Consider the following 23032-nt stretch of genomic DNA (forward strand, 5'->3'; position numbering starts at 1 on the left):
TACTCCTGTTTTATCTCGCCCGGCAGGACGGGCCTGTTAAATACGCAATGCCTGTCCGGCGCTAATTTTCGCCAGCATATGCTGGCTGATATTGCTTAATTCCACGACTTCGCTCACGCCGCCCGTGGCAATGGCCTCACGCGGCATGCCAAATACGACGCAGCTGGCTTCACTCTGGGCGATGGTCCAGGCACCGGCACGGTGCATTTCCAGCATTCCCGCCGCGCCATCGTTACCCATACCGGTCAGGATCACGCCGACTGCGTTACGCCCGGCATTGATCGCCACGGATTTAAACAGCACGTCAACTGATGGTTTATGCCGGTTGACTGCTGGTCCTTCATTCAGTTTCACCACATAGTTAGCGCCGCTGCGGCCCAGCTCCATGTGCATCGCGCCAGGCGCAATATAGGCGTGGCCAGGCAGAATGCGTTCCCCCTCTTCCGCTTCCTTTACCGTGATCTGACACAGCTTGTTCAAACGTTCAGCGAACGAACGGGTAAAACCAGGCGGCATGTGCTGAGTAATCAGCAGCGCCGGGCTGGTGGCAGGCAGCGGTTGCAGTACATGGCGAATAGCTTCGGTGCCGCCGGTTGACGAACCAATGGCAATCAACTTTTCACTGCTCAGTAACGGTCCAGCCTTCAGCGTGGCGGGGATAGGCATCGCCGCACGCGAGTGCAGACGGGCGCGCGCCGCTGCACGAATTTTGTCGCCGATCATCTGGCTGTAGGCCAGCATCCCTTCCCGAATACCAAGCTGCGGTTTAGTAACAAAATCCACCGCACCCAGTTCCAGCGCCCGTAAGGTGATCTCGGAACCTTTGCCGGTCAGCGACGACACCATAACTACCGGCATTGGTCGTAAGCGCATCAGCTTTTCCAGAAAATCGAGCCCATCCATCCGCGGCATTTCCACATCCAGCGTGAGCACCTGCGGATTAAATTGCTTAATCAAATCGCGGGCGACTAACGGATCGGGTGCGGTAGCAACTATCTCCATATCGGGATGACTGTTGATGATTTCCGTCATCAGTTGCCGCATCAAAGCGGAATCATCCACGCACATCACGCTGATTTTGCTCATCATCTTTCCTTCGTCAGTCCATAGACGGTTTGTCCACACAGCCAGAACTCTTTACTGATCTGGCTGAAATTTTCAGAGTGTCCGGCAAATAAAATGCCGCCAGGTTTCAATAGCGGGACAAACCGACGCAGAATTTTTTCCTGCGTCTCTTTGTCAAAATAGATCATCACATTACGGCAAAAAATCGCGTCGAACGGGCCAGGCAATGACCAGTCATTCGCCAGCAGATTAAGCTGGGCGAAAGTCACCGTGTTAGCCAGTTCAGAACGGACCCGTACCATGCCAGCATGTGGACCGGTGCCGCGTAGGAAAAAGCGCTGTAGCTGAGCCGGCGTCAAAGTGCGCAACTCCTCCTGGCGATAAACGCCCGCTACCGCTTTTTCCAGAACCTGGGTATCAATGTCGCTGGCATAAACCTGAAATTTACCGGGGCCGTGGCCTAGCGTTTCGGCCAGCGTCATGGCTATGGAGTAAGGCTCCTCACCTGTAGACGCGGCAGTACTCCAGACGTTAAAACTGCCCTGCCGCTTACGTGCATGTTCAGCGAGAACAGGAAAATGGTGCGCCTCGCGGAAAAACGCCGTCAGGTTGGTGGTTAAGGCATTAATAAATGCCTGCCATTCAGCGCTGTTTGGGTCGTGCTCCAGCAACGCCAGATAACCACCAAAATCATCAATGTTCAGCGTGCGCAGGCGGCGTACTAAGCGGTTGTAAACCATCTCGCGCTTGTGATCGGCCAGCACAATCCCGGCACGCTGATAGATCAGCTGACTGATCCGCCGAAAATGCGTGTCTGAAAGCGGTAAACGTTGAACCATCTGCGACAGCAGCGTTGTCGCCTCATTTTGATCCAATAACGTCGATTTCTTCATTTCTGCACCTGGCACTGAACTACACATTAAAAATTTGCTGCGATGCCCAACCTCCGCAGTCAGGTGTCAGCCATCCAGGCAATTAAAAGGTTTCCCAGTTGTCGTCACTACGAGAAGCAGGTTGACCAGCAGCCGCCAGCGGCGCATCCAGCCGAAGAGTTTTTGCCGCCGTTGTCTTGTTAACGGCCTGAGCAACAAATTCTTTACCGATATTGAACACGGAAACGGCCTGTTTTAAATTGCTGGCCTGATCTTCCAGTGCCGCAGCGGCCGCTGCAGACTCTTCCACCAGCGAGGCATTCTGTTGCGTGACGCGATCCATTTCCGTCACCGCCAGGCCAACCTGATCGATTCCGCGGCTCTGCTCATCAGAAGCAGAGGCGATTTCACCCATAATATCGGTCACGCGCGTCACCGCACTGACGATGTCGTTCATGGTCTCGCCCGCGCTTTCCACCAGCACCGAACCGGTATTGACGCGGCTCACCGAGTCTTCAATCAGCCCTTTAATCTCTTTCGCTGCCTGAGCACTGCGCTGCGCCAGATTGCGCACTTCGCCCGCCACCACCGCAAAACCACGGCCCTGTTCACCCGCACGGGCCGCTTCAACGGCTGCGTTCAGGGCCAGGATATTGGTCTGGAAGGCAATACCATCAATCACGCTGGTGATGTCAGCAATTTTTTTCGAGCTACCCGCAATCTCCTTCATGGTGGTGACCACTCCATCCACTACTTTGCCGCCCTGCTGAGCGGTTTCGGAGGCGTTGAGCGCCAGCTGCGATGCCTGACGGGCATTTTCCGCGTTCTGTTTCACCGTGGCGGTGAGCTGCTCCATGCTGGCAGCCGTTTGCTCCAGTGAGGCAGCCTGCTCTTCGGTACGAGAAGAGAGATCGTTGTTACCGGCAGCAATTTCACTGGCTCCGGTATAAATCGACTCCGAACTATCACGCACCGTTCGTACGGTGCTTACCAGCTCTTGCTGCATGTTTTGCAGCGAACGCAATAACTCGCCAATTTCATTGCGCACCGAGACTTCAATCGGCTGAGTCAGATCGCCGCGCGCAATATGCTGAATATGTTCAATGCTCTGTTTCAATGGACGAATCAATACGCGGCGCATCACGTTCCACACCAGCACGATCATCAGCAATGTGACGAATAAAGTGCCAACTACGATAGTGACTGAGCGCTGATAAGCATGGTTATTAACATCAACGCCACGTTTGGCCAGCGTCAGGTTGTAACTCATCCAGGCATCGTAATCCTGCTGGAATTTGTCCTGATAACGTTGAGTTGGCTGGTCAACAAAGGCCTTAAAATCCCCCTTACCGAGGAGGACAACCAGCTGCGCCAGCGCGTCATGATAGGTTTTATAGTTCGCTTGCAACGTCAGCACGTTTTTAGCGGTTTTGCCTTTTTCTGACAGATTGGCATTGAATGTATCAAAGCCCTGCTCGGCGCGTTTCAGCTCTTCACTCGCCAGCGCCACCAACTCTTTTACGGTGGCGCCTGTGCCAGCCATTTGCGCGTCCAGCAGATAACGAATTCCGGCACGGTTCAGGCTGTTACGCGCCTGAACCAGCGATACCCATGAGGTGCCCATCGCCTGCTGTAAGGTACTCAGACGCTGGTTATAGGCAAAGTTTTCTCTGTCAGATTTGACCGTCTGGAAAAACATTCCTCCAGAAAAAAGCTGCAGTAAAGCAAACAACACCAGCACGCACAGCAGGCCGGAGACAACATGTACTCGATTAAACATAAACACCTCATTGGTTGGCGACTCACCTCTGTTTATCGGCGCGAGTAAAGGGAACTTTATGTCCGACAATACGGGTTGGACCAGCCGCCATTAAATAGCTTACAAAGCCGGCACTTGTGCTCTCCTTTCGATCACCTTCCTTAAGTCGGCGGGTTCATTGCTTGCAGAAGTCAACGCATTTTGCGGCATGAAGAGAGGCCGGGAGCAGGGCCTTTTAAAGATGTTGCCAGTCTTGCCTGACTGGCAATGTCGCTGGATGGCTTAAAACGTTTCCCAGTTCGTCTCGCTTACCGGCGCTGCCTTGCGCGGCACGCTGAGTATCGGGGCAGCAAGCGGGACAGGCCTAATGAGCGGCGGGACAACCTGCTCGCGGCGAACCTTAAACACGGCAACGGCCTGGCTCAGACGGCTGGCCTGTTCTTCGAGTGAGGCGGCCGCAGCGGCAGACTCTTCTACTAACGAGGCATTCTGTTGCGTCACGCGATCCATTTCGGTTACTGCCTGGCCAACCTGATCGATACCGCGACTTTGCTCATCCGACGCCGAGGAAATTTCGCCCATAATGTCGGTAACGCGCGTTACAGCGTCAACGATATTGCTCATGGTTTCACCGGCAACGCCCACCAGTTCCGAACCGGTATTGACGCGATTAACCGAATCTTCGATCAGACCTTTAATCTCTTTCGCTGCCTGTGCGCTACGCTGTGCCAGGTTACGGACTTCACCTGCAACAACTGCAAATCCGCGGCCTTGCTCGCCCGCACGTGCAGCTTCTACAGCAGCATTCAACGCCAGAATATTGGTCTGGAAAGCAATACCGTCGATCACGCTGGTAATATCGGCGATTTTCCGGGAACTGCCCGCGATTTCGCTCATGGTTTTCACAACGCCTTCGACGACGTTGCCGCCCTTTTGTGCCGTTTCTGATGCGCTCAGAGCCAGTTTCGATGCCTGACGGGCGTTTTCCGCGTTCTGCTTCACCGTGGCGGTGAGCTGTTCCATACTGGCAGCCGTTTGTTCCAGTGAGGCCGCCTGCTCTTCAGTGCGGGCTGAAAGGTCATTGTTACCGGCTGAAATCTCACTCGCGCCGGTAAAGATGGCATCTGAGCCGTCGCGAACATTACCTACGGTGCGCACCAGCGACTGCTGCATCTCATGCAGACTGGCGGCCAACTGGCTCATCTCGTTACGCCCTTCAACGATGATCGCCTGAGTCAGATCACCCTGAGCAATATGCCGGATATGGTCAATGTTACTGTTCAGTGGATTAATCAGCACGCGACGCAGGCCAATCCAGCACAACGCGATAACCGCAATAACTGACACCATGATTATGCCAAGGAGCCACATCATGCGATCGGAGGCGCGGGCATTCTCTTCCACACCTAGCGCGGTCAGATGGTTTTGATCGGCCCGCCACTGGGTATACATTTTCAAAACGGCGCTTTGGCTGGGGGCGACCGGCACCTTGCCTGCACTTTCTAAATCTTCCGCCATTAGCGCTGTCTGCATCTGGCTGAGCGCACTGGCATAGGCGGCATAGCTCTCGTCCAGCTGTTTGTTCAGTTGAAGATCTTGCCCTGGCGTATCCGGTATGGTTTTAAACACTTTATAGAACCCGGCGGCGCGTTGCTGGAAATTTTTGCTGTCATTGAGCAAATCTTCCACATTGGCTTCTTTACCGGTCAGCTTACTGTTTGCCATACGTAACTGAACGCGGGTCAGCGCAACACGGCTCTGGTTAAGGCTCATATAGGCATCATTCAGCGCTTCGGTGTTTTTGCTCGCCAGCTGTGATACCGCAAAACTCTGTTTATCGTGACTCAAGGCCAGATAAAAGGACGAGCCGGAGAAGAGCTGCAACAGGCCAAACATCAATAACACCAGCAATAAACTGGTTACAACGCGGACTCTTGTTAACATAATTAACCCTGATAAAAGTGTGCAAAAAAGACGAGGGGATTATCGGCAGACAGCGGAAAGAAATTAGGGCAGGAAATGTAATTATTATTTGATTTTAAAAGAATTGCTTCAGGTATGGGCTATCACGGAACGGCGTTTGCCGCTCCGTGATAAAAGGGATTACGCGGTACGCAACGTGTCCACCAGCGCCATCTCTTCGCTGCTCAGCAGCTTTTCAATATCGACCAGAATCAGCATGCGATCGCCGAGCGCGCCAAGACCGGTCAGGTATTCAGTTGACATCGTCACTGCGAATTCTGGCGCAGGACGAATCTGCTCATGCGTCAGTGACAGCACATCAAACACACCGTCCACCACAATACCCACCACCCGGTTTTCCAGGTTCAACACAATGACTACGGTGTTGTCATTGTATTCCACGCCCGGCTGGGAGAATTTCACGCGCAGATCAATGATCGGCACAATCACGCCACGCAGGTTTGTCACACCGCGAATAAATTCGGGTGTATTCGCAATACGGGTTACCTGATCGTACCCACGAATTTCCTGCACTTTCAGAATATCAATGCCGTACTCTTCGTCGCCCAGCGTGAAAACCAAAAATTCCTGACCGACATTTTCGCCAGCGATTTTTGTTACGGTTGCCATTCCACTCATGTTATTTACCCTTTCATTATCAATCAGGCGACAGCGCCGGCCATACGCTTTTCACGGTTGAGTGATTGCAGCGCCGAAACATCCACAATCAGCGCGACGCTACCATCACCAAGGATGGTGGCGGCGGAGATCCCCGGTACTTTGCGATAGTTACTTTCCAGGTTTTTCACCACCACCTGATGCTGACCAATCAGCTGATCAACCAGCAACGCATAGCGTCTGCCCGCACTTTGCAGGATGACGACGATGCCTTGTGTGGCTTCAGTTTTCGCGCCCTGCACATCAAAAACGTTCCACAATTCCACTAATGGCAGATATTCGCCACGGACTTCCAGTACGCGCTCACCACCCGCTAAGGGTTTCAAGTCTTCGGCGCGCGGTTGCAGCGATTCCATCACCGCGTTAAGCGGCAGAATGAACACTTCGTCCGCGACGCGCACCGACATGCCGTCAAGGATAGCCAGCGTCAGCGGTAACAGAATGCGAATGGTCGTGCCCTTGCCCTGCTTCGAGGCAATTTCAACGTGGCCGCCCATTTCCTGAATATTACGCTTCACCACGTCCATGCCAACGCCACGTCCGGAAACATCGGTGACCTGCTCGGCGGTAGAAAAACCCGGCGCGAAGATCAGCATACCGACCTCTTCATCGCTCATATTTTCACTGGCCGGCAGGCCAGATGACAGCGCTTTAGCGAGGATTCGTTCACGATTCAAACCGGCACCGTCATCAGCAACTTCAATGCAAATGTTGCCGCCCTGATGCTCTGCTGAGAGCGTTAAATTACCGGTGGCGACTTTACCTGCGGCGAGACGTTTTTCTGGTGATTCAATACCGTGGTCGAGGCTGTTACGTACTAAATGGGTTAATGGATCGATGATGCGTTCGATCAGGCTTTTATCCAGCTCGGTCGAACTTCCCAGCAGCGTCAGCTCCACGTCTTTGCCCAGCTTGCTGGCCAGATCGCGCACCAGCCGCGGGAAGCGGCTGAATACATATTCCATCGGCATCATACGAATCGACATGACCGACTCTTGCAGATCACGGGCATTACGTTCCAGCTGCCCCATGCTGTTTAACAGATCGCCATGGGCAACCGGGTCCAGCTCGCTGGAACGTTGCGCCAGCATTGACTGGGTGATCACTAATTCACCGACCAGGTTAATGAGCTGATCGACTTTCTCTACCGCGACGCGGATGCTGCTGGATTCACTGACTTTTGCTGGCGCGGCAGCACGTTTGATTTCGCGTTTAGCCACAACCGGCAATTCGCTCACGCTGGCGGTTTGGACTTCAGCAAGGATCGGCGCCGCAACGTCTGGCACGGCGGCGACCGGCTCTTCAGGGAAGCGAATCTGTGCTTCGTCAATAACAAAACACAACACCGCAACAATATCGTCTTTGCTGACGCCCTCAATGGTGGCTTCCAGAGACGTGCTGCCCTTCTGTACCTGACTTACCGTGCCGAGATTGCTCATCTCTTCCAGCATCAGATCAACTTCTTTCTCTTTCAGCGAGACCAGCTGAACGCGTAAACCGCCAGTGCTTTCTGCGGCAACCGCCGGCGCTGCGGCAACGGGCGTGGCAACTTCAGCCGGCAAACCTTTTGCCTCTAACGCCAGCTGACGCAGCGCTTCACAAATATATTGAAAGCTTTCCGCGTTTGGCTCTTGCGCGGTTTTATAGGCATCGAGCTGTTCCTGCATAATATCTTTGGTTTCCAAAAACAGGTTGATGATGTCGGTGCTGAGCTGCATCTCGCTGCGACGAGCACCATCCAGAATGTTCTCCAGGATATGAGTGGTTTCCTGCAATACCGTAAAGCCAAAAGTGCCGGCTCCGCCTTTAATCGAATGGGCGGCGCGGAAGATGGCGTTAAGCTGTTCGGAGTCTGGTGCCTGGGGATCGAGTCCCAACAGATGTTGCTCCATATCCGCTAACAGCTCATCGGCTTCATCAAAAAACGTCTGGTAAAAATCGCTGATGTCCATGCTCACGGGATCACCTCGGTTGTGAGGGGGCTGCTGTATTCACCGCGCTACCGTCTGGTGTTGGCGGTGCGGTAATCTGTTCAATGGCCGCCGGATCGCTAATCTGGACGGCATCACTTTCTGCATTCTCTTTTTCTATTGCCGCTTCGGTGTCGTGGTTTAACACCAGCAGGCTGATGCGGCGGTTAACGGCATCATCACCGCCGCGATTTTCCAGTTTCATGGTGTCGGCCATACCCAGCACCCGCAGAATTTTGCCGCTGTCGAGCCCTCCCAACACTAATTCGCGTCGTGAGGCATTGGCGCGATCGGTTGAAAGCTCCCAGTTGCTGTAACCCCGGTCGCCGCTTGCATATTGAAAATCATCAGTATGTCCAGCCAGGCTGATGCGGTTAGGAATGTCATTCAGGACCGGCGCGATGGCGCGCAGAATATCGCGCATATAAGGTTCAACCTCGGCGCTACCGGTTTTAAACATTGGACGGTTCTGGCTGTCGATGATTTGAATGCGCAGCCCTTCTTCCACCATGTTGATAATTAAATGCGGACGCAATGTTTTCAGGCGTGGATCGGCCTCAATCAGCTGGTCGAGCTTTTCGCGCAGGCGGTTCAGGCGAATGTCATCCAACTTGCTTTTCTCCGCATCCAGCTTGCGTTTCTCTGCATCCATATTGGGTTCTTTTTTTACTTCTCCCGTTTTCTGGGTGGGATCGTCACCGCCACCAGGAATCGGGCTTACGCTGTCGCTACTACGTGGGCCACCGCTTAGCGCTACTTTAAGTGGCGTTTTGAAATAATCTGCTATCTGAACCAGTTCTCTCGGGCTGGCGATGGAAAGCAACCACATCACCATGAAAAAGGCCATCATCGCCGTCATAAAATCGGCATAGGCTATTTTCCACGAGCCATGGCTTCCTTCATGCTTTTTAACCCTGCGCCGTTTTACCAGCACAATCGGGCGATTGCCGTGCTTCATGAGCTCTGATCCGAAGTCTGTTTAGCCGGGTTCTTCGCGTTACGTACATGCTCTTCCAGTTCGCTGAAAGAGGGACGTTCAGCCGAATATAACGTTTTACGACCAAATTCCACTGCAATCTGTGGAGCATAACCGTTCAGGCTGGAGAGCAAAGTCACTTTGACGCATTGCATCATCTTGGTGGATTCCGCACATTTCTGACGCAGCACCGCCGCCAAGGGTGAAATGAAACCGTAGGCCAGTAAAATGCCGAGAAAAGTCCCGACCATCGCGTGAGCCACTAACGCACCCAGCTCCGCCGCCGGACGATCCGCTGATGCCAATGCGTGTACCACGCCCATGACCGCCGCCACGATACCGAATGCCGGTAAACCGTCACCCATCGCCGTCAGACTTTGCGCTGGGACGTCACACTCGTGTTCGTAGGTTTCTATTTCTTCATCCATTAACGCTTCAATTTCAAAAGCGTTCATATTGCCGCTAACCATTAAACGCAAATAATCAGTAATAAAATCGACTAACTGTTTATCGGCTAAAATTCGCGGATAATTAGTGAAGATTTCACTCTGGCTGGGATCTTCAATATCACGTTCCAGCGATAACATGCCTTGTTGACGCGATTTCGCCATCAGGCGATAAAGCAGCGCCATTAAATCCATATATACGGCTTTGTTATATTTAGAACCACGCATTAACAGCGGCAGTGCTTTTAACGTTTTCTTGATCGCCTTGCCATTGTTACCGACCAAAAAAGCGCCTATCCCGGCACCGCCGATCATTAATAATTCGGCAGGTTGATAAAGCGCCCCTAAATGGCCCCCTATCAGCGCATAGCCGCCCAACACAGACGCTAACACCACGATATAACCTAAAATTATCAGCACAAAAATTCCTTACGTCCGTAACGTGTTGGTGGAAGTTAAGCCAGAGAGCCGCCCTGTTAGTGGCAAATTAGAAGCAAAAAAAAGCAGCGGTATTAACCGCTGCTGGATGGCTTCCACAGTGCGAACAAACTTAAACGGCGTGTTTAACCGGTTCATCCAGCAGTTGTGGAAACATATCGGCAGTATCTGCAGAAAGTTTACGTCTTTTTACGGCGCGTGACGGCGGCTGGCAAAGGCTGCAGACAAAACTGCCAACCGGCTGATGTGCATGATTAATAAAGCTACCGTTGCAACATTTACACTCAGTTAATTCCAGCATGCCACTTTCAACGAAGCGCACCAGCGTCCAGGCGCGAGTCAGCGCTAACAGCGGACCATCGTCTGATTGCGGGCACTGTTCGAGATACAGGCGGTACGCTTTGATAACGGCATCAACGCCAGTGCTTAAACCGGTGTTAAGCAGGAATTGCCAGGCGTTACAGAACATCGACGCGTGGATATTCTGCTCCCAGGTCATAAACCAGTCAGTAGAAAAAGGCAGCATCCCTTTTGGCGGCGGGCTGCCACGCAATTCTTTATATAATTTAATCAGGCGACCACGACTTAACTGGGTTTCGCTTTCTAACATCTGTAGGCGAGCGCCAAGCGTAATCAGCTCCATAGCAAGCTGAATATCACGCGCTTCCTGAACAATACTTTTCTCAGACATTACATCGCCCTCTTCTTAGCAGGCGCGCCCTCTTTTGACGCGCTACGTAATAAACGGCTGGATAATAAAATGCCGGTGTGAATTTGCTGTAAATCATCCACACGAGATTCCTGCGTCAGGCGATTAATATGCGTACTGTCGGTGAAACGAAACTGACAAACCAATTGGTTAGTTTCCGCTAATTTTACCATTTCCGGTAACGTTAATTCAGACAATGCATCTGCCATCTTTTCATCAATACCGAGGCGAAACATTGCAGACGCTTTTTCCTGGTTGATTAATCGCTGAGCGAGCAGTAAATATGACAAATTAAGATCGTAAATATGTTTTAGTAATTCAGATGTACCCATTTTTCCATCCTGAGAGACGCGACGTAACACTGCCGCAGATTTAAATCTGCGTATCGAGCTGCTGGTTGGTAAATCTAAAGATGGCAAAATAAAAATCATATAAAGCACGGAGTCAGTGAAACTTGCCTCATGCCCTCAACGGGACACTGAACCAGTCTAAAGTCAAAACCCCAGGCCATTTTATTCTTGAGTTGTCACTTTCTTCCGTGACGTCTTATTACATTTTTTAGGACTAATCCGAAAACAAGGCAAATCTATATCGTCTGATTTCGACATACAACGACAGCACGATGAAATTTTAGATAAAGTGTGATCCATATCACATTTTTAAGGCAAATTTCTTCAGCATTCCTTTGCTATTACCCGCCAGATGGTTATTTTTTAGACAAACCAAGCCTCTTTCCGACTTAATTAGTCCTTGCAATGGCCTTATTAAGGCCGCGACAGCTTATTTTGCCGCATGCGCGGCTAATCTGATCTTTTATTGGCACTAATGCGACAAATGCACTATTTAGCGCCATTAAAACTTAATTATTAAGAATAAAACTCCGAAACATACAAATATTATTCGCAGCTAAATTAATCGCTTAGGGATAATGTTGCGACTAGTTAGCAATAAAAGCGTAAGGATAAGACGCAGAATTGCAGCGCTTACTGACAACGAATCGTTAACGGTTAGCGGTGATCGTTTAGCAAGCAACAGTAGTTGTAACAGAGAGTAACATAAGAGAATTTAATATATTGCGGGAGGTCCATTTTGCTGCCCGATTACTATCGGCGCTGGTAGTAAAAACTTTAGTGAGTAGCGGTAAAAAAGTCTGGAAATCGCCACGCATGTCGGTTTTATGGTCATTTTTAAGAAAAGCAGGTCTTTTCTCGCGCTGCGTTACTTAATCATTAGTGAGGACTGGAAAGGGATATACCTGCAGAGTGAGGCGGTATTCAAAGCAGCGAAATAGCGAGAGGTGACTGTATGCCGTCCGTGGCATATGAAGCTTAATCAGGCGAGTCGGGGAAAAGTGGCGACTTTATTGACGGTTCCATGATCTTCATTGCGCGGAGCCAGGCTTTCCAAATCTTTAAGGAAGTTTTCACGCCAGGCGGTAATATCATTTTTACGCAACACCGCCATCATGTCGTTATAGCGTGAAATCCTTTCGGTACGCGGCATGGTAATGGCTTTATCCAGTGCTGCCGCAACTTCGTCTCGATCGTAAGGATTAACGATCAGCGCTGAGGTCAGCTCATTCGCCGCGCCAGCAAACCGCGACAGTACCAGTACACCCGGATCGTCGGGGTCCTGCGCGGCTACGTACTCTTTTGCCACCAGATTCATCCCGTCGCGCAGCGGCGTCACTAAGCCAACATCGGTCAACCGGAAGATTTTCATCAACAGGCGGCGATCAAAATGCTGATTGAGGTAATACAGCGGCGTCCAGCCCAGCGTACCGTACTTACCATTTATGCGTCCGGCTTCGGTTTCCAGCTGATGACGAATATCCTGATAAGCTTGTACATCACCACGCGATGTCGGCGCAATCTGCGAATAACGGATTTTACCGCGATGCTCAGGAAAGTTTTCCAGCAACGCTTCATATGCCAGAAAACGTTCTGGTAAACCTTTGGAATAGTCGAGGCGCTCGCAGGCAATAATATTGCGCGCATCGCCCAGTTCACGTTTCATTGCCGCCATTTTAGGCGGTAGCGGACCTTCTGCCATTTCTTTAATGCTGTCCGGTTCAATACCAATTGGGTAAACCTTAGTCATAAAGGTATTACCAAAAGCGCGATGTAATTTATCGCCTTTATTTTGCAACTGCGTGAACTGGCTTATGCTGTCGAGGAATGCTACGCGGTCGGATTCGGTCTGGAAGCCCAGCAAATCATATCCAGCCAGCATGCCAGCAATTCCTGATGGGGTGGCAATGCATTAAATACTTCTGGCGTAGGGAACGGAATATGCAGGAAAAATCCAATACGGTTTTTAATGCCCGCTTTTCGCAACGCCGCTGCAAAGGGCATCAGATGATAATCATGTATCCACAGAATATCATCAGGCTTAATTAGCGGTTTTAAGCGCTGGGCGACCTCTTCATTTACCCGGCAATATCCTTCCCAGGCTTCACGCTGGAACTGCACTAAATCGAGACGATAGTGAAAGGCTGGCCAGATAACGGTATTAGAAAACTGACAATAATAGAGGTCGTAATCATTTTGGCTCAACGGAAAAGAAGCATAAGTGATGCCGTCATGCTCTACTTTCTCCGTATCGTCTACTTCTTCGCCTGAAAATTCGCTAATTTCGCCGTTCCAGCCAAACCACAGGCCACCGGTGCTTTTCAACGCATCAAGAATACCGACGGCAAGACCGCCCGCACTGGTTTTTGTCCCATCGGGAATAGCAATACGGTTAGAAACAACCACTAAACGACTCATAACCTAAACTCCTTACCGACGTTGTCTTGCTTTAATTGTAATAGTGTTCGTTCCAGCCAGGCATAAACGGCTTCGACATCCTCCAGGCGATAACGCGCCTGGCTTTCGCCTTCACCCACCTTAACGGAGATGCCCTGCATGGCATTTACCGAGATAAAGCCTTTTTCGTCCGTCAGGTCATCTCCAATAAACACCGGGATGCGTCCGGTAAAAGGTTTTGTTTGCATAAGGTCGCGAATGGCCGCGCCTTTATCAATACCTTGCGGTTTAATCTCAACCACGCATTTGCCTGGCTGTAAGGCCAGACCAGGAAAGCGTTTAACTGACTGTTCCGCCAGACGCATAATATCCTGTTCATGCTGCATTGCCTGACGATAGTGCAGCGCAAAAGCCATGCCTTTAATTTCAAGCTGGGTGCCTGGCCATTGATTCATGGCATGCTGCAATTCGCTACGTAATTCCTGTTCGATCACTGCAGGCAATGTAATGCGATGGATCTCGCCTTGTGCATCGCGGCGTTCGGCGCCGTGTACGCCCGCAGCTGGCGCTTTGAGGGGGGCCGATAATGCGTCAAGCTGCTCAATGGGTCGTCCAGACACCAGCGCTAACGCGCCGTGGCAAAGCGACGAAAGTTGCTGCAGTTGCTCAATAACGTTATCAGGAATGAACACTGCGTCAGGACGAGACTGGATCACCGCCAGCGTGCCATCAACATCAAAAAAGAAGGCATACAGACCGCCGCTCAATGACGGAAACGTGGCATGAAGATTTGCCGCCTGGGTCACGTGTCTTCTCCTGTTATTCGACAAAATGTTATCCACGCTAACTGCGTGCTGATACAAAAAGTAGAAGATGTCTCTGTAAGAGGGAGAGCAGCAACTGAGGCGGCGCAAGGCCAACTCGGGGACAAGAAGGTCGATCCAAACACCACACCGTTTTGATAAGTCACGCTCCTAAAACGTTCACGTTTTGCTGACAACACCTTCTTATTAAGAACATCATCAGGTTAAGTGTAGACGTAAAAGCAGTTCCAGCCAGAAATATGCAGGTGTCGTGCCAGCGGTTACGTTTAATTTAAACGCTTCTCACATGACTGCCGCTTCACTCAAATCGCCCAGTACAGAAAGTTATGCCGTTCCCCCGCCTCATTCCAGGTCTGTGTAGAACGCTAATCCTCATGCCACACTAATCACAACTTATCCAGGCCGCTCCGCTGCTTTTTTTCTGGCTTCTACACTTAATGGTTAAGTTCTAATCAAAGGAGAGCGACCATGAGTCAACGCATGCACAAATATACCTTCCCTGTTAGCAAAGCACGTAAATACCTGGAACCCGGCCCTGTGCTGCTGCTGAGTTCGCAGTTTGAGGATCAGAACGATATTATGACGCTCGGCTGGCATACCGTTCTGGAATTTTCCCCCTCGCTGGTGGGGTGTATGATTGCCAGCAATCCCTTCAGTCACGAGCTGATCCGCAATAGCGGGCAATGCGTGTTAAATTTGCCTACCGCCGATCTCATCGATAAGGTTGTTGCCATTGGTAATAGTCATGGCGACAAGCTGGATAAATTTACTTCATTTGGACTGACGGCTGAGCCGGCACACAGCGTCGGTGCGCCACTGATTGCCGAATGTTATGCCAGCTTTGAGTGTCAGCTGTACGACGATTCAATGGTCGATAATTACAACCTGTTTATCTTTGAAATCGTAAAAGCGCATGTGGCAGAACAGCCCGAATTTCCGACTACGCTGCACTATACCGGCGAAGGCCGCTTTACCGTCATGGGCGACAAACTGCTGGATAAGAGCAAAGACTTTAAGCCTGAGATGCTGATTTAGTTGAAAACGCCCGAACGTGTCCCCACCTTTTTCCTTTCGACCTGACAGGAGTAAAGCATTATGACAATCGAATATGCAGTAATCGCAGGGGGCTGTTTCTGGTGCACCGAGGCGGTATTTAAGGATGTGACAGGCGTGGAGTCGGTTGAAAGCGGTTATACCGGCGGCGCACGCCCGAATTCGACTTATGAGCAAGTGTGCAGCGGAGCAACTGGTCATGCGGAAGCGATTCGTATTGGTTTCGATCCCGAGCAGGTGAGCTACGGAGACTTGCTGGATATAAGTTTTGTCACCCACGATCCCACGCAGCTCAACCGTCAGGGTAATGATGTGGGCACGCAATATCGCTCAGCAATTTTTCCGGCAAACGCTGAGCAGGAAGCTGAGGCTCGTGCAGCCATTGAACGTGCGCAGGCCGACCATTCCGTGCCTGTGGTGACCACCATTGAGCCGCTAAAAGCGTGGTATCCGGCGGAAGATTATCACCAGGATTACTGGGACGGCGCGGGTCAGCGCAATGGATATTGTCTGGCCGTTATCCCACCAAAATTGCAAAAGCTACGTAAAAGCTTTGCCAATAAAGTTAAAAGCTAAGTCTACACGCGCTTTCCCTGACTGAACCTCGCGACTGAATGGTATGTTCAGGTTTCGAGGTTCAGCTCAGCCTGCAGAAAGAGAGTGAAATGCGTGTCAGCACGCTCTGGTTTATTCCTTCCCTTTACTTCAGCGCCATCGCATCACGTAGCGTAAAGAACAGATCGGTTTGATCGGTTAATCCCACGACATTTGCCGCATGCGGCCCATAAGCTGCAACACGTAGCTGTGACCCGGTGTGCGCCTGAAAATCTCCTTCCGCGTTGCCATAGCTGATTGTCATTACCGCGCCATCCCGGGTGTTCAATGCCTGTGTTAAGCCTGGCGCCTTCGTACCGTTTTCGACAATCTGGCTGCTGTGCGCATGGTCAGCAGTGACTACCACCAGCGTATTGCCATCCTGGCGTGCAAATGCCAGAGCCTGTTGAACCGCTTCATCCAGATCGACCGTTTCACCAATTTGACCGCACGGGTTCGCCGCATGATCCTGCTTATCAATCGATGCGCCCTCTACCTGTAAGAAAAATCCATTTTTATTGTCCTTCAGAAGATCGATCGCCTTTGAGGTCATCTGCGCCAGCGTTGGCGTAGCAAGCGGACGATTTTTATTCACTTCGCAGGTTACAACCGGCTTGTCCAGATTGCCGTGGTAACTGGCTTTCGGTCCTTGCCAGCGCACCGGCATATTACCCGACGCAAACAGCCCCAGCAGCGGTTTTTGCTGATTAGCGACGCTAATCGCGTTAAGACTCTGCCAGTTATTAACCCATTGATAACCCAGCGCCTGCGCCTGTTCCTTCAGCGTTTTTCCTTGATAATTTCCGGCTTTTGCCACTTCGTCAAAACTTTTGCTGCCACCGCCCAGCGTAACGTCAGGACGGGTTTTCAGCATCTGCTCGGTGATCGAGCCTTTGCCACCCTGCTCTAACGCGTTGGCTGGGCAAAGTTCGCTGGTTTTTTCCGGACCATAGCATTTACGCGCCGTCACATGTGCCACCAGTGCGGCTGGCGTAGCGTCCTGCAGTTCTGCTGTCGTCACGTTACCCGTAGCCTTCCCGGCCGCTTTTGCCAGCTCCAGCAGGGACTGTTGATCTTCACCCTCCACATCTACGCTAATCGCGCCGTTATAGCTTTTGGTGCCGGTTGCCCATGCTGTCGCGGAAGCAGCCGAGTCAGTGACATAATTAGGTTTGTGCGTTTTTTTATCTAATGAATAGTGGGTGTATTGCCCGGTCAGCGGCAGCGCATCAATCCCTTTAAAAAAACCGCCTGCGCCTTCTGCTACGTTACGCGCAGCGGTGATTTCAGCATCACCCATGCCATCACCAATTAGCAAAATGACGTTTTTTGCCGTGGTATTACTTAATGAAGCCTTTAATGCTTCTGTCTGATCGGCCGCCAGGCGACGCGCACCGCCATGCTGGCTGAGGTCACCGTGAGCGGCACGGTTATAGTCGTCTGCCCTGGCGATGGCCGACGTGGCGATTAAACTGACGAGCAAGGAAACGGTAAAAAGCGGCGCCTGTTTCATTCTGTCACTCCTTATTAACAATAATTACCAAGGGTTTCAGGCAATAAGTTTGCGACAGTTCGGTGAGCATTTTGAGTCAGCTTGATTTCATTTTGATGACGAAACCAGCAACCTGTGCAGCACGAAAGCGATTCGTTCAGTGCTTAAACGAATAGAAAAAAAGAGAAAAATAGTGCTTGACCGTTTTCAGCCGGGTCCCTATAGTAGCGCCCCGTTGACCCAGCAAGGTCAGCAAAAAATTTGTGGTGAGGTGTCCGAGTGGCTGAAGGAGCACGCCTGGAAAGTGTGTATACGGCAACGTATCGAGGGTTCGAATCCCTCCCTCACCGCCATAAATTTCAGAGAAATGCCTGAATTCACGTTCAGGCATTTTTTATGCCTGTTCTCCTGAGAGGGAGGATGAGAATCCTCGTCAGGGTTCGACAAAACGGCAGGACCGCCGTTTTGCATGGCCGGAGGCCACCCCCAGGGCGAGCGCCAGGGACGGCGCGAGTATATCCCTCCCTCACCGCCATAAATTTCAGAGAAATGCCTGAATTCACGTTCAGGCATTTTTTATGCCTGTTCTTCTGAGAGGGAGGGTGAGAACCCTCGTCAGGGTTCGACAAAACGGCAGGACCGCCGTAAAAAACCCGGCCAAAGCCGGGTTTTAGAGTCATCAATGTAAAAGATTAACTGTAAGCATGCAGTGTACGCTGGCAGAGCGCTGAACGCACATAATCCTCTTTGCCGAAACGGACAATGCCAACCATCTCGTCCTCTTCGAAACGCGCCAGCGCGTCTGCGAGACCGGAAGGCACCCCAGCGGGCAAGTCGCACTGGGTAATATCACCGTTAACGATTACCGTGACGTTTTCGCCAAGGCGTGTCAGGAACATTTTCATCTGCGCGGCGGTAACGTTTTGCGCCTCATCCAGAATAACTACCGCATTTTCAAAGGTGCGTCCGCGCATATAAGCGAAGGGCGCAATCTCCACCTTGGCGATTTCTGGACGCAGACAATATTGCATAAAAGATGCGCCAAGACGTTTAACCAGAATGTCGTAAACCGGTCGGAAGTACGGAGCGAATTTCTCGGCGATGTCGCCGGGAAGAAATCCCAGATCCTCATCCGCCTGTAGCACCGGGCGCGTAACAATAATCCTGTCGATGTCCTTATTAATCAGGGATTCAGCCGCTTTCGCAGCACTGATCCAGGTTTTACCGCAGCCGGCTTCCCCGGTTGCAAAGATCAGCTGTTTCATTTCTATGGCGTTGAGATAGTGCGCCTGAGCTTCATTTCGAGCTTCAATCGGCGCCCGGTCACGCACATCGCGCGCCATGCCAATCGAATCTAACCCACCCATTTGCACCAGCGAAGTGACCGATTCTTCTTCACGCTGACGATGACTGCGAGAGTCATTGCGAAGCACTCGTCTTGCTTCTCGACGCGCTTTGATCACTGCTTTCTGTCTTCCCATAGTGGCACCTTACAGTTGGTTTCATTTCCCGCAGGGTTGTTGATCCATTGCGATTACGTGAACGCTTTAGAGGTTTTGTTTGGCTTCCTTGTAAGCCGTGATGAGCCATGAGAATGGAGATACAGCAGCACGACAGCTCTGCTGTATACCGGGTAATAAAGAGTTCGATTTGGCGTGAAATACGTTTGAAGGGATGGAGTTCAAGGGGAAAAATCCCCTCGCAACGGCTTGCGATAAGGTGACTAAATTTAACTGTCCGTATAAGGTTCGACTCATGCGCGAACTCCAGTGTGATACATCAACACGTCTGATTACGCTTAAGGATTAAATTGCATCATCTTCGTGTGGGTTTGCAACTCTAATTTTACCTGACGCCAAAGAATTTGCGTAATCCGGCATTAAAGTTACATCCGCTTACTCTCAAATATCCAGTTATTTCAACCAGTTAATTTATTAGAATTGACTGAAAAAGATTCAGAGAAGCCGCAACAAGCTATTTGGCTACTGTCTGACAACGGTAAAAAAAAGCGCAACCTTCGTTTGATAGTACCACCGAAGGTTTGGATGAAATTTAATCAGGCTTCGAGTAACGATTGCGCTAAATAATGTTTTTCATCGGCAACGCCGGGCAAAACATAGAAATATCCACCGCCAATAGGACGAATATATTCTTCCAGCGCTTCGCCATTCAGACGTTTCTGCACCGTAATAAAACCTTTTTCTAAATCATGCTGATAGCAAACGAATAGCAAGCCCATTTCTAACTGGCCGGAAGCAGAAATGCCCGCTGAATAGCTGTAACCGCGACGCAGCATCAAACTGCTGGCCGTTTCGGCAGTGCGTGGGTTCGCCAGACGAATATGTGCATCCAGCGCGATAATTTCGCCGTCCGGATCGCGCCTGTAATCCGGCACATCGCGTTCGTGTTTCATGCCCAGCGGCGCCCCGCTCAACTTCTCACGTCCAAAAATCATTTGCTGCTCACCCAGCGGCGTGCGATCCCACATTTCAACGTGAAAACGGATAATGCGCACCGCCTGATAGCTGCCATTATGCGCCCATGCCGGTTCATCCTGATCGCCGGTGACCCACAGCACCTGCTTCATTAATGCCTCATTATGGGTATCAGGGTTGGCGGTGCCATCTTTGAAACCGAGCAGATTAATCGGTGTTTCCTGGCCGAGGCTGCGCGCGGCATGTTCGGAAATAAAACCTTCACGCCGCCAGCGTACGCCTAATAAATCGGGCATATGCTTGATAATATCGCGCAACGCATGGATCACCGTGCCTTGTGTATTGGCGCAAATCTGTAACAGCAGGTCGCCGTGACAAAAACTGGCATCAAGCGAATCATTAGGAAAACGTTGCATCGGTTGCAGCTTTTTCGGCTTGTGGGGCGCTAAACCGTAACGCTCATCAAACAGCGAGGCGCCAACCGACACGGTAATGGTGAGATTATCGGGGGCAATTTCTGCGCCGAGAATGCCTGAATCCATCGGTGGGAGCTGTGGATTGGTTACCCGTGGCGCGGATCCGCCCCTGGTCAGAAAGGCAATGCGCTGAGTCAGCAGTCTGAACAGGCGCTCAACATCGGCTTTATCGCTGGCTAACAGGTCAAACGCCACCAGCATCATTGACGCCTGCTGCGGAGTGATAATGCCCGCCTGATGTGTGCCGTAAAAAGGCTGCCTCTGCTGACGCGCATCGGGTGTAACCGTGCCGGGTGAAAAGTTGTCAGCCGCAGCCTGAAATGGACAGCCGCCACTCAGGGCAGCCGCGCCGCCCAGTAGTCCTAACCCTTTAAGTAAACGACGACGCGCGGGTTGCGCGTCATCCTGCTGCTGGCTCATGTTTAATTAAGACCTAACGTTCCGCGTAATAAAGAGAGATCTTCTGCCAACGCGGTAACAGGACCTTTCAGCGCATTACGGTCAGCTGTGGTTAATTTTTCATAGGATTCAAAACCGTCTTTGGTGCGGTATTTGCTAAGAATCGTATCAACTTTTTTGAAGTTAGCCTCCACTTTGGTCAGTAGCTGTGGATTGGCTTGTTGCACCCTGGGGCGCAGTAGCTCAACAATTTTCTGCGCACCATCAACATTGGCCTGGAAATCCCACAAATCGGTACGGCTGTAACGATCTTCTTCACCAGAAATTTTACCTGAAGCCACTTCTTCAATCAGCCCTGCCGCACCGCCAACCACTTTTGCCGGTGGGAAAGCCAGTTCGCTGATGCGGGTTTGCAACTCCAGAACGTCTTTATTAAGTTGATCTGCATAGCCTTCCATACCTTTGGTGCTGTTGTCAGCAAACAGCGCTTTTTCGAGGCGGTGGAAGCCAGTGAATTTAGGATCGTCCGCTTTCTTTTCATAGTCATCTTCACGGGCATCAATACTACCATCAAGGTCAGAGAACAACTCTGCAATCGGTTCGATGCGTTCATAATGTTGACGCGTCGGCGCAAACAGCGCTCTGGCTTTGTCGATGTCGCCTGCTTTCACCGCAGCGGTAAAGGCCTGCGTACCACTGACCAGTTGTGCGACTTCATGAGTGACGTACGCTTTGTATTCGCCAATGGGGCCGACTAACTGCATCAGCTCACCCTTACCGTTCTTCGCGTCCGCCGCTCCGCTCGCTTCAACAATTAACTTGCCTTTAGGATTGCTCAACAGGCCGCAGGTCATATCATATTCACCCGCTTCCAGGTTAGCGTTGAGTTTCTGGCTGAAGCCCGGCGCAATATTCTCGCGTTCTTCTACTACCATCACGCCTTTAAGGATTTCCCACTCCAGCGCTTTCTGACTGTTGTTCTTAATCAGGAACTGAGTTTTACCGGTTTTTACCGTCAGCGACATGGGCTCACACTGTTTGTCATTCACGCTCACGGTGACCTGGGGTATCGCAGCCGCCGCAGCGGAACCGGAGATGGTCAGCAGCGATGCCAGCAGCGCCTTACGGCGAAAACGCATTATCATGATTCTGTCCCTTTAATGGTCATGGTGAGCGCGACGTGCGCGCCCTGTAAATGGCTTAGCGCACGGCGGCTGAAGATGTCGGACGCGTGGGCGTAAAAAAAAGCAATAAAAACGGTATCAGATAAAGGAAATAGACCGCGACTTCGCTTACGCCTGGCGCTTCCTGATAACCCAACATGCCTTCCAGTAGGGTGCCGAACAGGGAGTGCGTCGATAAGACATTGCTCAAATCAAAGGCCACGTTCTGAAAGTAATTCCATATGCCGGCCTCATGGAAAGCACGAATGGCACCCGCCGCCAGGCCAGCAGCGACAAACAAAATAAACACGCTGGTCCAGCGAAAGAAATACGCCAGGTTGAGGCGAATGCCGCCCCAGTACAACAACATGCCAGACACCACCGCGGTTACGAGACCAGGCACCGCGCCAGCCGGGGGTGCGTAACCGACGTCCTGCGTAAAAGCGGCCAGCAGAAAGAACACCGATTCAAGACCTTCGCGTGCCACGGCAAGAAACACCATCATGACCAGCGCAAAGCCGCCTCCGCCAGATTTTGTCAGCGCCTGATCGACCGCCTGCTCCAGCTCGCCTTTGATATTGCGCGCCACTTTGCGCATCCAAAAAACCATGGTCGTCAGGATCACAACGGCAACCAGCGCGACGATGCCTTCAAATAGCTCTTGCTGCTTCTGCGGGAATTCACCGGTGGTTTCATTAATGAAAATACCCAGCGCCAGACACAGCGCGCCGGCAATCACCACGCCTGCCCACATGGCCGGAAACCATTGCGTACGCTGCGTGCGTTTCAGGTAGCTGGCGATCAGGCTAACAATCAAGGCCGCTTCTAAACCTTCACGCAGCATGATGAGAAAAGGAACAAACATCAGCAACCTCTTGAATGTTAACCAGCGTCAATAACAGGTAAATTTTCGTAAATATAAACGATACCGATTATCATTATCGCCGAACAAAAAACAAGTTGCCGGAAGAGAT

18 protein-coding genes, 1 tRNA gene and 1 pseudogene are annotated in these 23032 nt (G+C 51.3%); 3 read left to right on the plus strand and 17 right to left on the minus strand.

Annotated elements, in window-relative coordinates; genetic code table 11:
- Positions 1–36 precede the first annotated feature (36 nt).
- The 12 genes and pseudogenes from H2P46_RS12075 to otsB all read right to left on the minus strand — a co-directional run bounded on the left by H2P46_RS12075 (position 37) and on the right by otsB (position 14428).
- Complete coding sequence (locus H2P46_RS12075; protein ID WP_193405519.1) at positions 37–1086, minus strand: protein-glutamate methylesterase/protein-glutamine glutaminase; 1050 nt, start codon at positions 1084–1086, stop codon at positions 37–39.
- On the minus strand, positions 1086–1958 hold the full coding sequence (gene cheR, locus H2P46_RS12080; RefSeq protein WP_193405302.1) for a protein-glutamate O-methyltransferase CheR: 873 nt from the start codon (positions 1956–1958) through the stop codon (positions 1086–1088). The genes H2P46_RS12075 and cheR overlap by 1 nt, the downstream gene beginning before the upstream one ends.
- An 82-nt stretch (positions 1959–2040) precedes the next feature.
- The gene (locus tag H2P46_RS12085) at positions 2041–3717 is read right to left on the minus strand and encodes a methyl-accepting chemotaxis protein (RefSeq protein WP_193405303.1); all 1677 of its coding nucleotides are present in this window, start codon (positions 3715–3717) and stop codon (positions 2041–2043) included.
- A 261-nt stretch (positions 3718–3978) separates the two neighbouring features.
- Positions 3979–5640, minus strand: a complete 1662-nt coding sequence (locus H2P46_RS12090; protein WP_193405304.1) for a methyl-accepting chemotaxis protein — start codon at positions 5638–5640, stop codon at positions 3979–3981.
- A gap of 159 nt (positions 5641–5799) precedes the next feature.
- Positions 5800–6297 (minus strand): chemotaxis protein CheW, encoded by a 498-nt coding sequence (gene cheW / locus H2P46_RS12095; RefSeq protein ID WP_193405305.1) that lies wholly within the window; start codon positions 6295–6297, stop codon positions 5800–5802.
- Positions 6298–6320: 23 nt separating this feature from the next.
- Positions 6321–8288 carry a chemotaxis protein CheA gene (cheA, locus tag H2P46_RS12100; RefSeq protein ID WP_193405520.1) on the minus strand — a complete coding sequence of 656 codons (1968 nt, stop codon included), beginning with the start codon at positions 8286–8288 and terminating at the stop codon, positions 6321–6323.
- A 10-nt stretch (positions 8289–8298) separates the two neighbouring features.
- Complete coding sequence (gene motB / locus H2P46_RS12105) at positions 8299–9264, minus strand: flagellar motor protein MotB (RefSeq protein ID WP_193405306.1); 966 nt, start codon at positions 9262–9264, stop codon at positions 8299–8301.
- Positions 9261–10148 (minus strand): flagellar motor stator protein MotA, encoded by an 888-nt coding sequence (gene motA / locus H2P46_RS12110; protein ID WP_193405307.1) that lies wholly within the window; start codon positions 10146–10148, stop codon positions 9261–9263. The genes motB and motA overlap by 4 nt, the downstream gene beginning before the upstream one ends.
- A 130-nt stretch (positions 10149–10278) precedes the next feature.
- Positions 10279–10857 (minus strand): flagellar transcriptional regulator FlhC, encoded by a 579-nt coding sequence (flhC, locus tag H2P46_RS12115; RefSeq protein ID WP_193405308.1) that lies wholly within the window; start codon positions 10855–10857, stop codon positions 10279–10281.
- Entirely contained in the window at positions 10857–11207 is a 351-nt protein-coding gene (flhD, locus tag H2P46_RS12120) for a flagellar transcriptional regulator FlhD (RefSeq protein WP_193405521.1), read from the minus strand. The genes flhC and flhD overlap by 1 nt, the downstream gene beginning before the upstream one ends.
- Before the next feature lie 1000 nt (positions 11208–12207).
- A pseudogene (otsA, locus tag H2P46_RS12125) lies at positions 12208–13643 on the minus strand (alpha,alpha-trehalose-phosphate synthase).
- The gene (gene otsB / locus H2P46_RS12130; RefSeq protein WP_193405309.1) at positions 13640–14428 is read right to left on the minus strand and encodes a trehalose-phosphatase; all 789 of its coding nucleotides are present in this window, start codon (positions 14426–14428) and stop codon (positions 13640–13642) included. Before otsB ends, otsA begins: the two are co-directional and overlap by 4 nt.
- A gap of 486 nt (positions 14429–14914) precedes the next feature.
- On the opposite strand from otsB, the gene H2P46_RS12135 reads away from it, so the two are divergent.
- Together H2P46_RS12135 and msrA are read left to right on the plus strand one after the other, a co-directional pair.
- Complete coding sequence (locus H2P46_RS12135; RefSeq protein WP_193405310.1) at positions 14915–15481, plus strand: flavin reductase family protein; 567 nt, start codon at positions 14915–14917, stop codon at positions 15479–15481.
- 60 nt (positions 15482–15541) lie between these two features.
- Positions 15542–16075 carry a peptide-methionine (S)-S-oxide reductase MsrA gene (gene msrA / locus H2P46_RS12140; RefSeq protein ID WP_193405311.1) on the plus strand — a complete coding sequence of 178 codons (534 nt, stop codon included), beginning with the start codon at positions 15542–15544 and terminating at the stop codon, positions 16073–16075.
- Positions 16076–16199: 124 nt separating this feature from the next.
- On the opposite strand, the gene phoA is transcribed toward msrA, so the two are convergent.
- On the minus strand, positions 16200–17606 hold the full coding sequence (gene phoA / locus H2P46_RS12145) for an alkaline phosphatase (protein ID WP_193405312.1): 1407 nt from the start codon (positions 17604–17606) through the stop codon (positions 16200–16202).
- Between the two features lie 244 nt (positions 17607–17850).
- On the opposite strand from phoA, the gene H2P46_RS12150 reads away from it, so the two are divergent.
- A tRNA-Ser gene (locus tag H2P46_RS12150) sits at positions 17851–17938 on the plus strand.
- A 339-nt stretch (positions 17939–18277) separates the two neighbouring features.
- Here H2P46_RS12150 and phoH read toward each other — a convergent pair.
- From phoH to efeU, 4 genes are all read right to left on the minus strand, one after another.
- Positions 18278–19066, minus strand: a complete 789-nt coding sequence (gene phoH / locus H2P46_RS12155; protein WP_193405313.1) for a phosphate starvation-inducible protein PhoH — start codon at positions 19064–19066, stop codon at positions 18278–18280.
- Between the two features lie 575 nt (positions 19067–19641).
- Complete coding sequence (efeB, locus tag H2P46_RS12160; RefSeq protein ID WP_193405314.1) at positions 19642–20916, minus strand: iron uptake transporter deferrochelatase/peroxidase subunit; 1275 nt, start codon at positions 20914–20916, stop codon at positions 19642–19644.
- A gap of 2 nt (positions 20917–20918) precedes the next feature.
- The gene (gene efeO, locus H2P46_RS12165; RefSeq protein WP_193405315.1) at positions 20919–22040 is read right to left on the minus strand and encodes an iron uptake system protein EfeO; all 1122 of its coding nucleotides are present in this window, start codon (positions 22038–22040) and stop codon (positions 20919–20921) included.
- 55 nt (positions 22041–22095) lie between these two features.
- Positions 22096–22923 carry an iron uptake transporter permease EfeU gene (gene efeU, locus H2P46_RS12170; RefSeq protein WP_193405316.1) on the minus strand — a complete coding sequence of 276 codons (828 nt, stop codon included), beginning with the start codon at positions 22921–22923 and terminating at the stop codon, positions 22096–22098.
- Between the last annotated feature and the right edge of the window lie 109 nt (positions 22924–23032).

Origin of the sequence: Mixta mediterraneensis (assembly GCF_014946725.1) — a bacterium.
Taxonomy (GTDB): Bacteria; Pseudomonadota; Gammaproteobacteria; order Enterobacterales; family Enterobacteriaceae; genus Pantoea; species Pantoea mediterraneensis.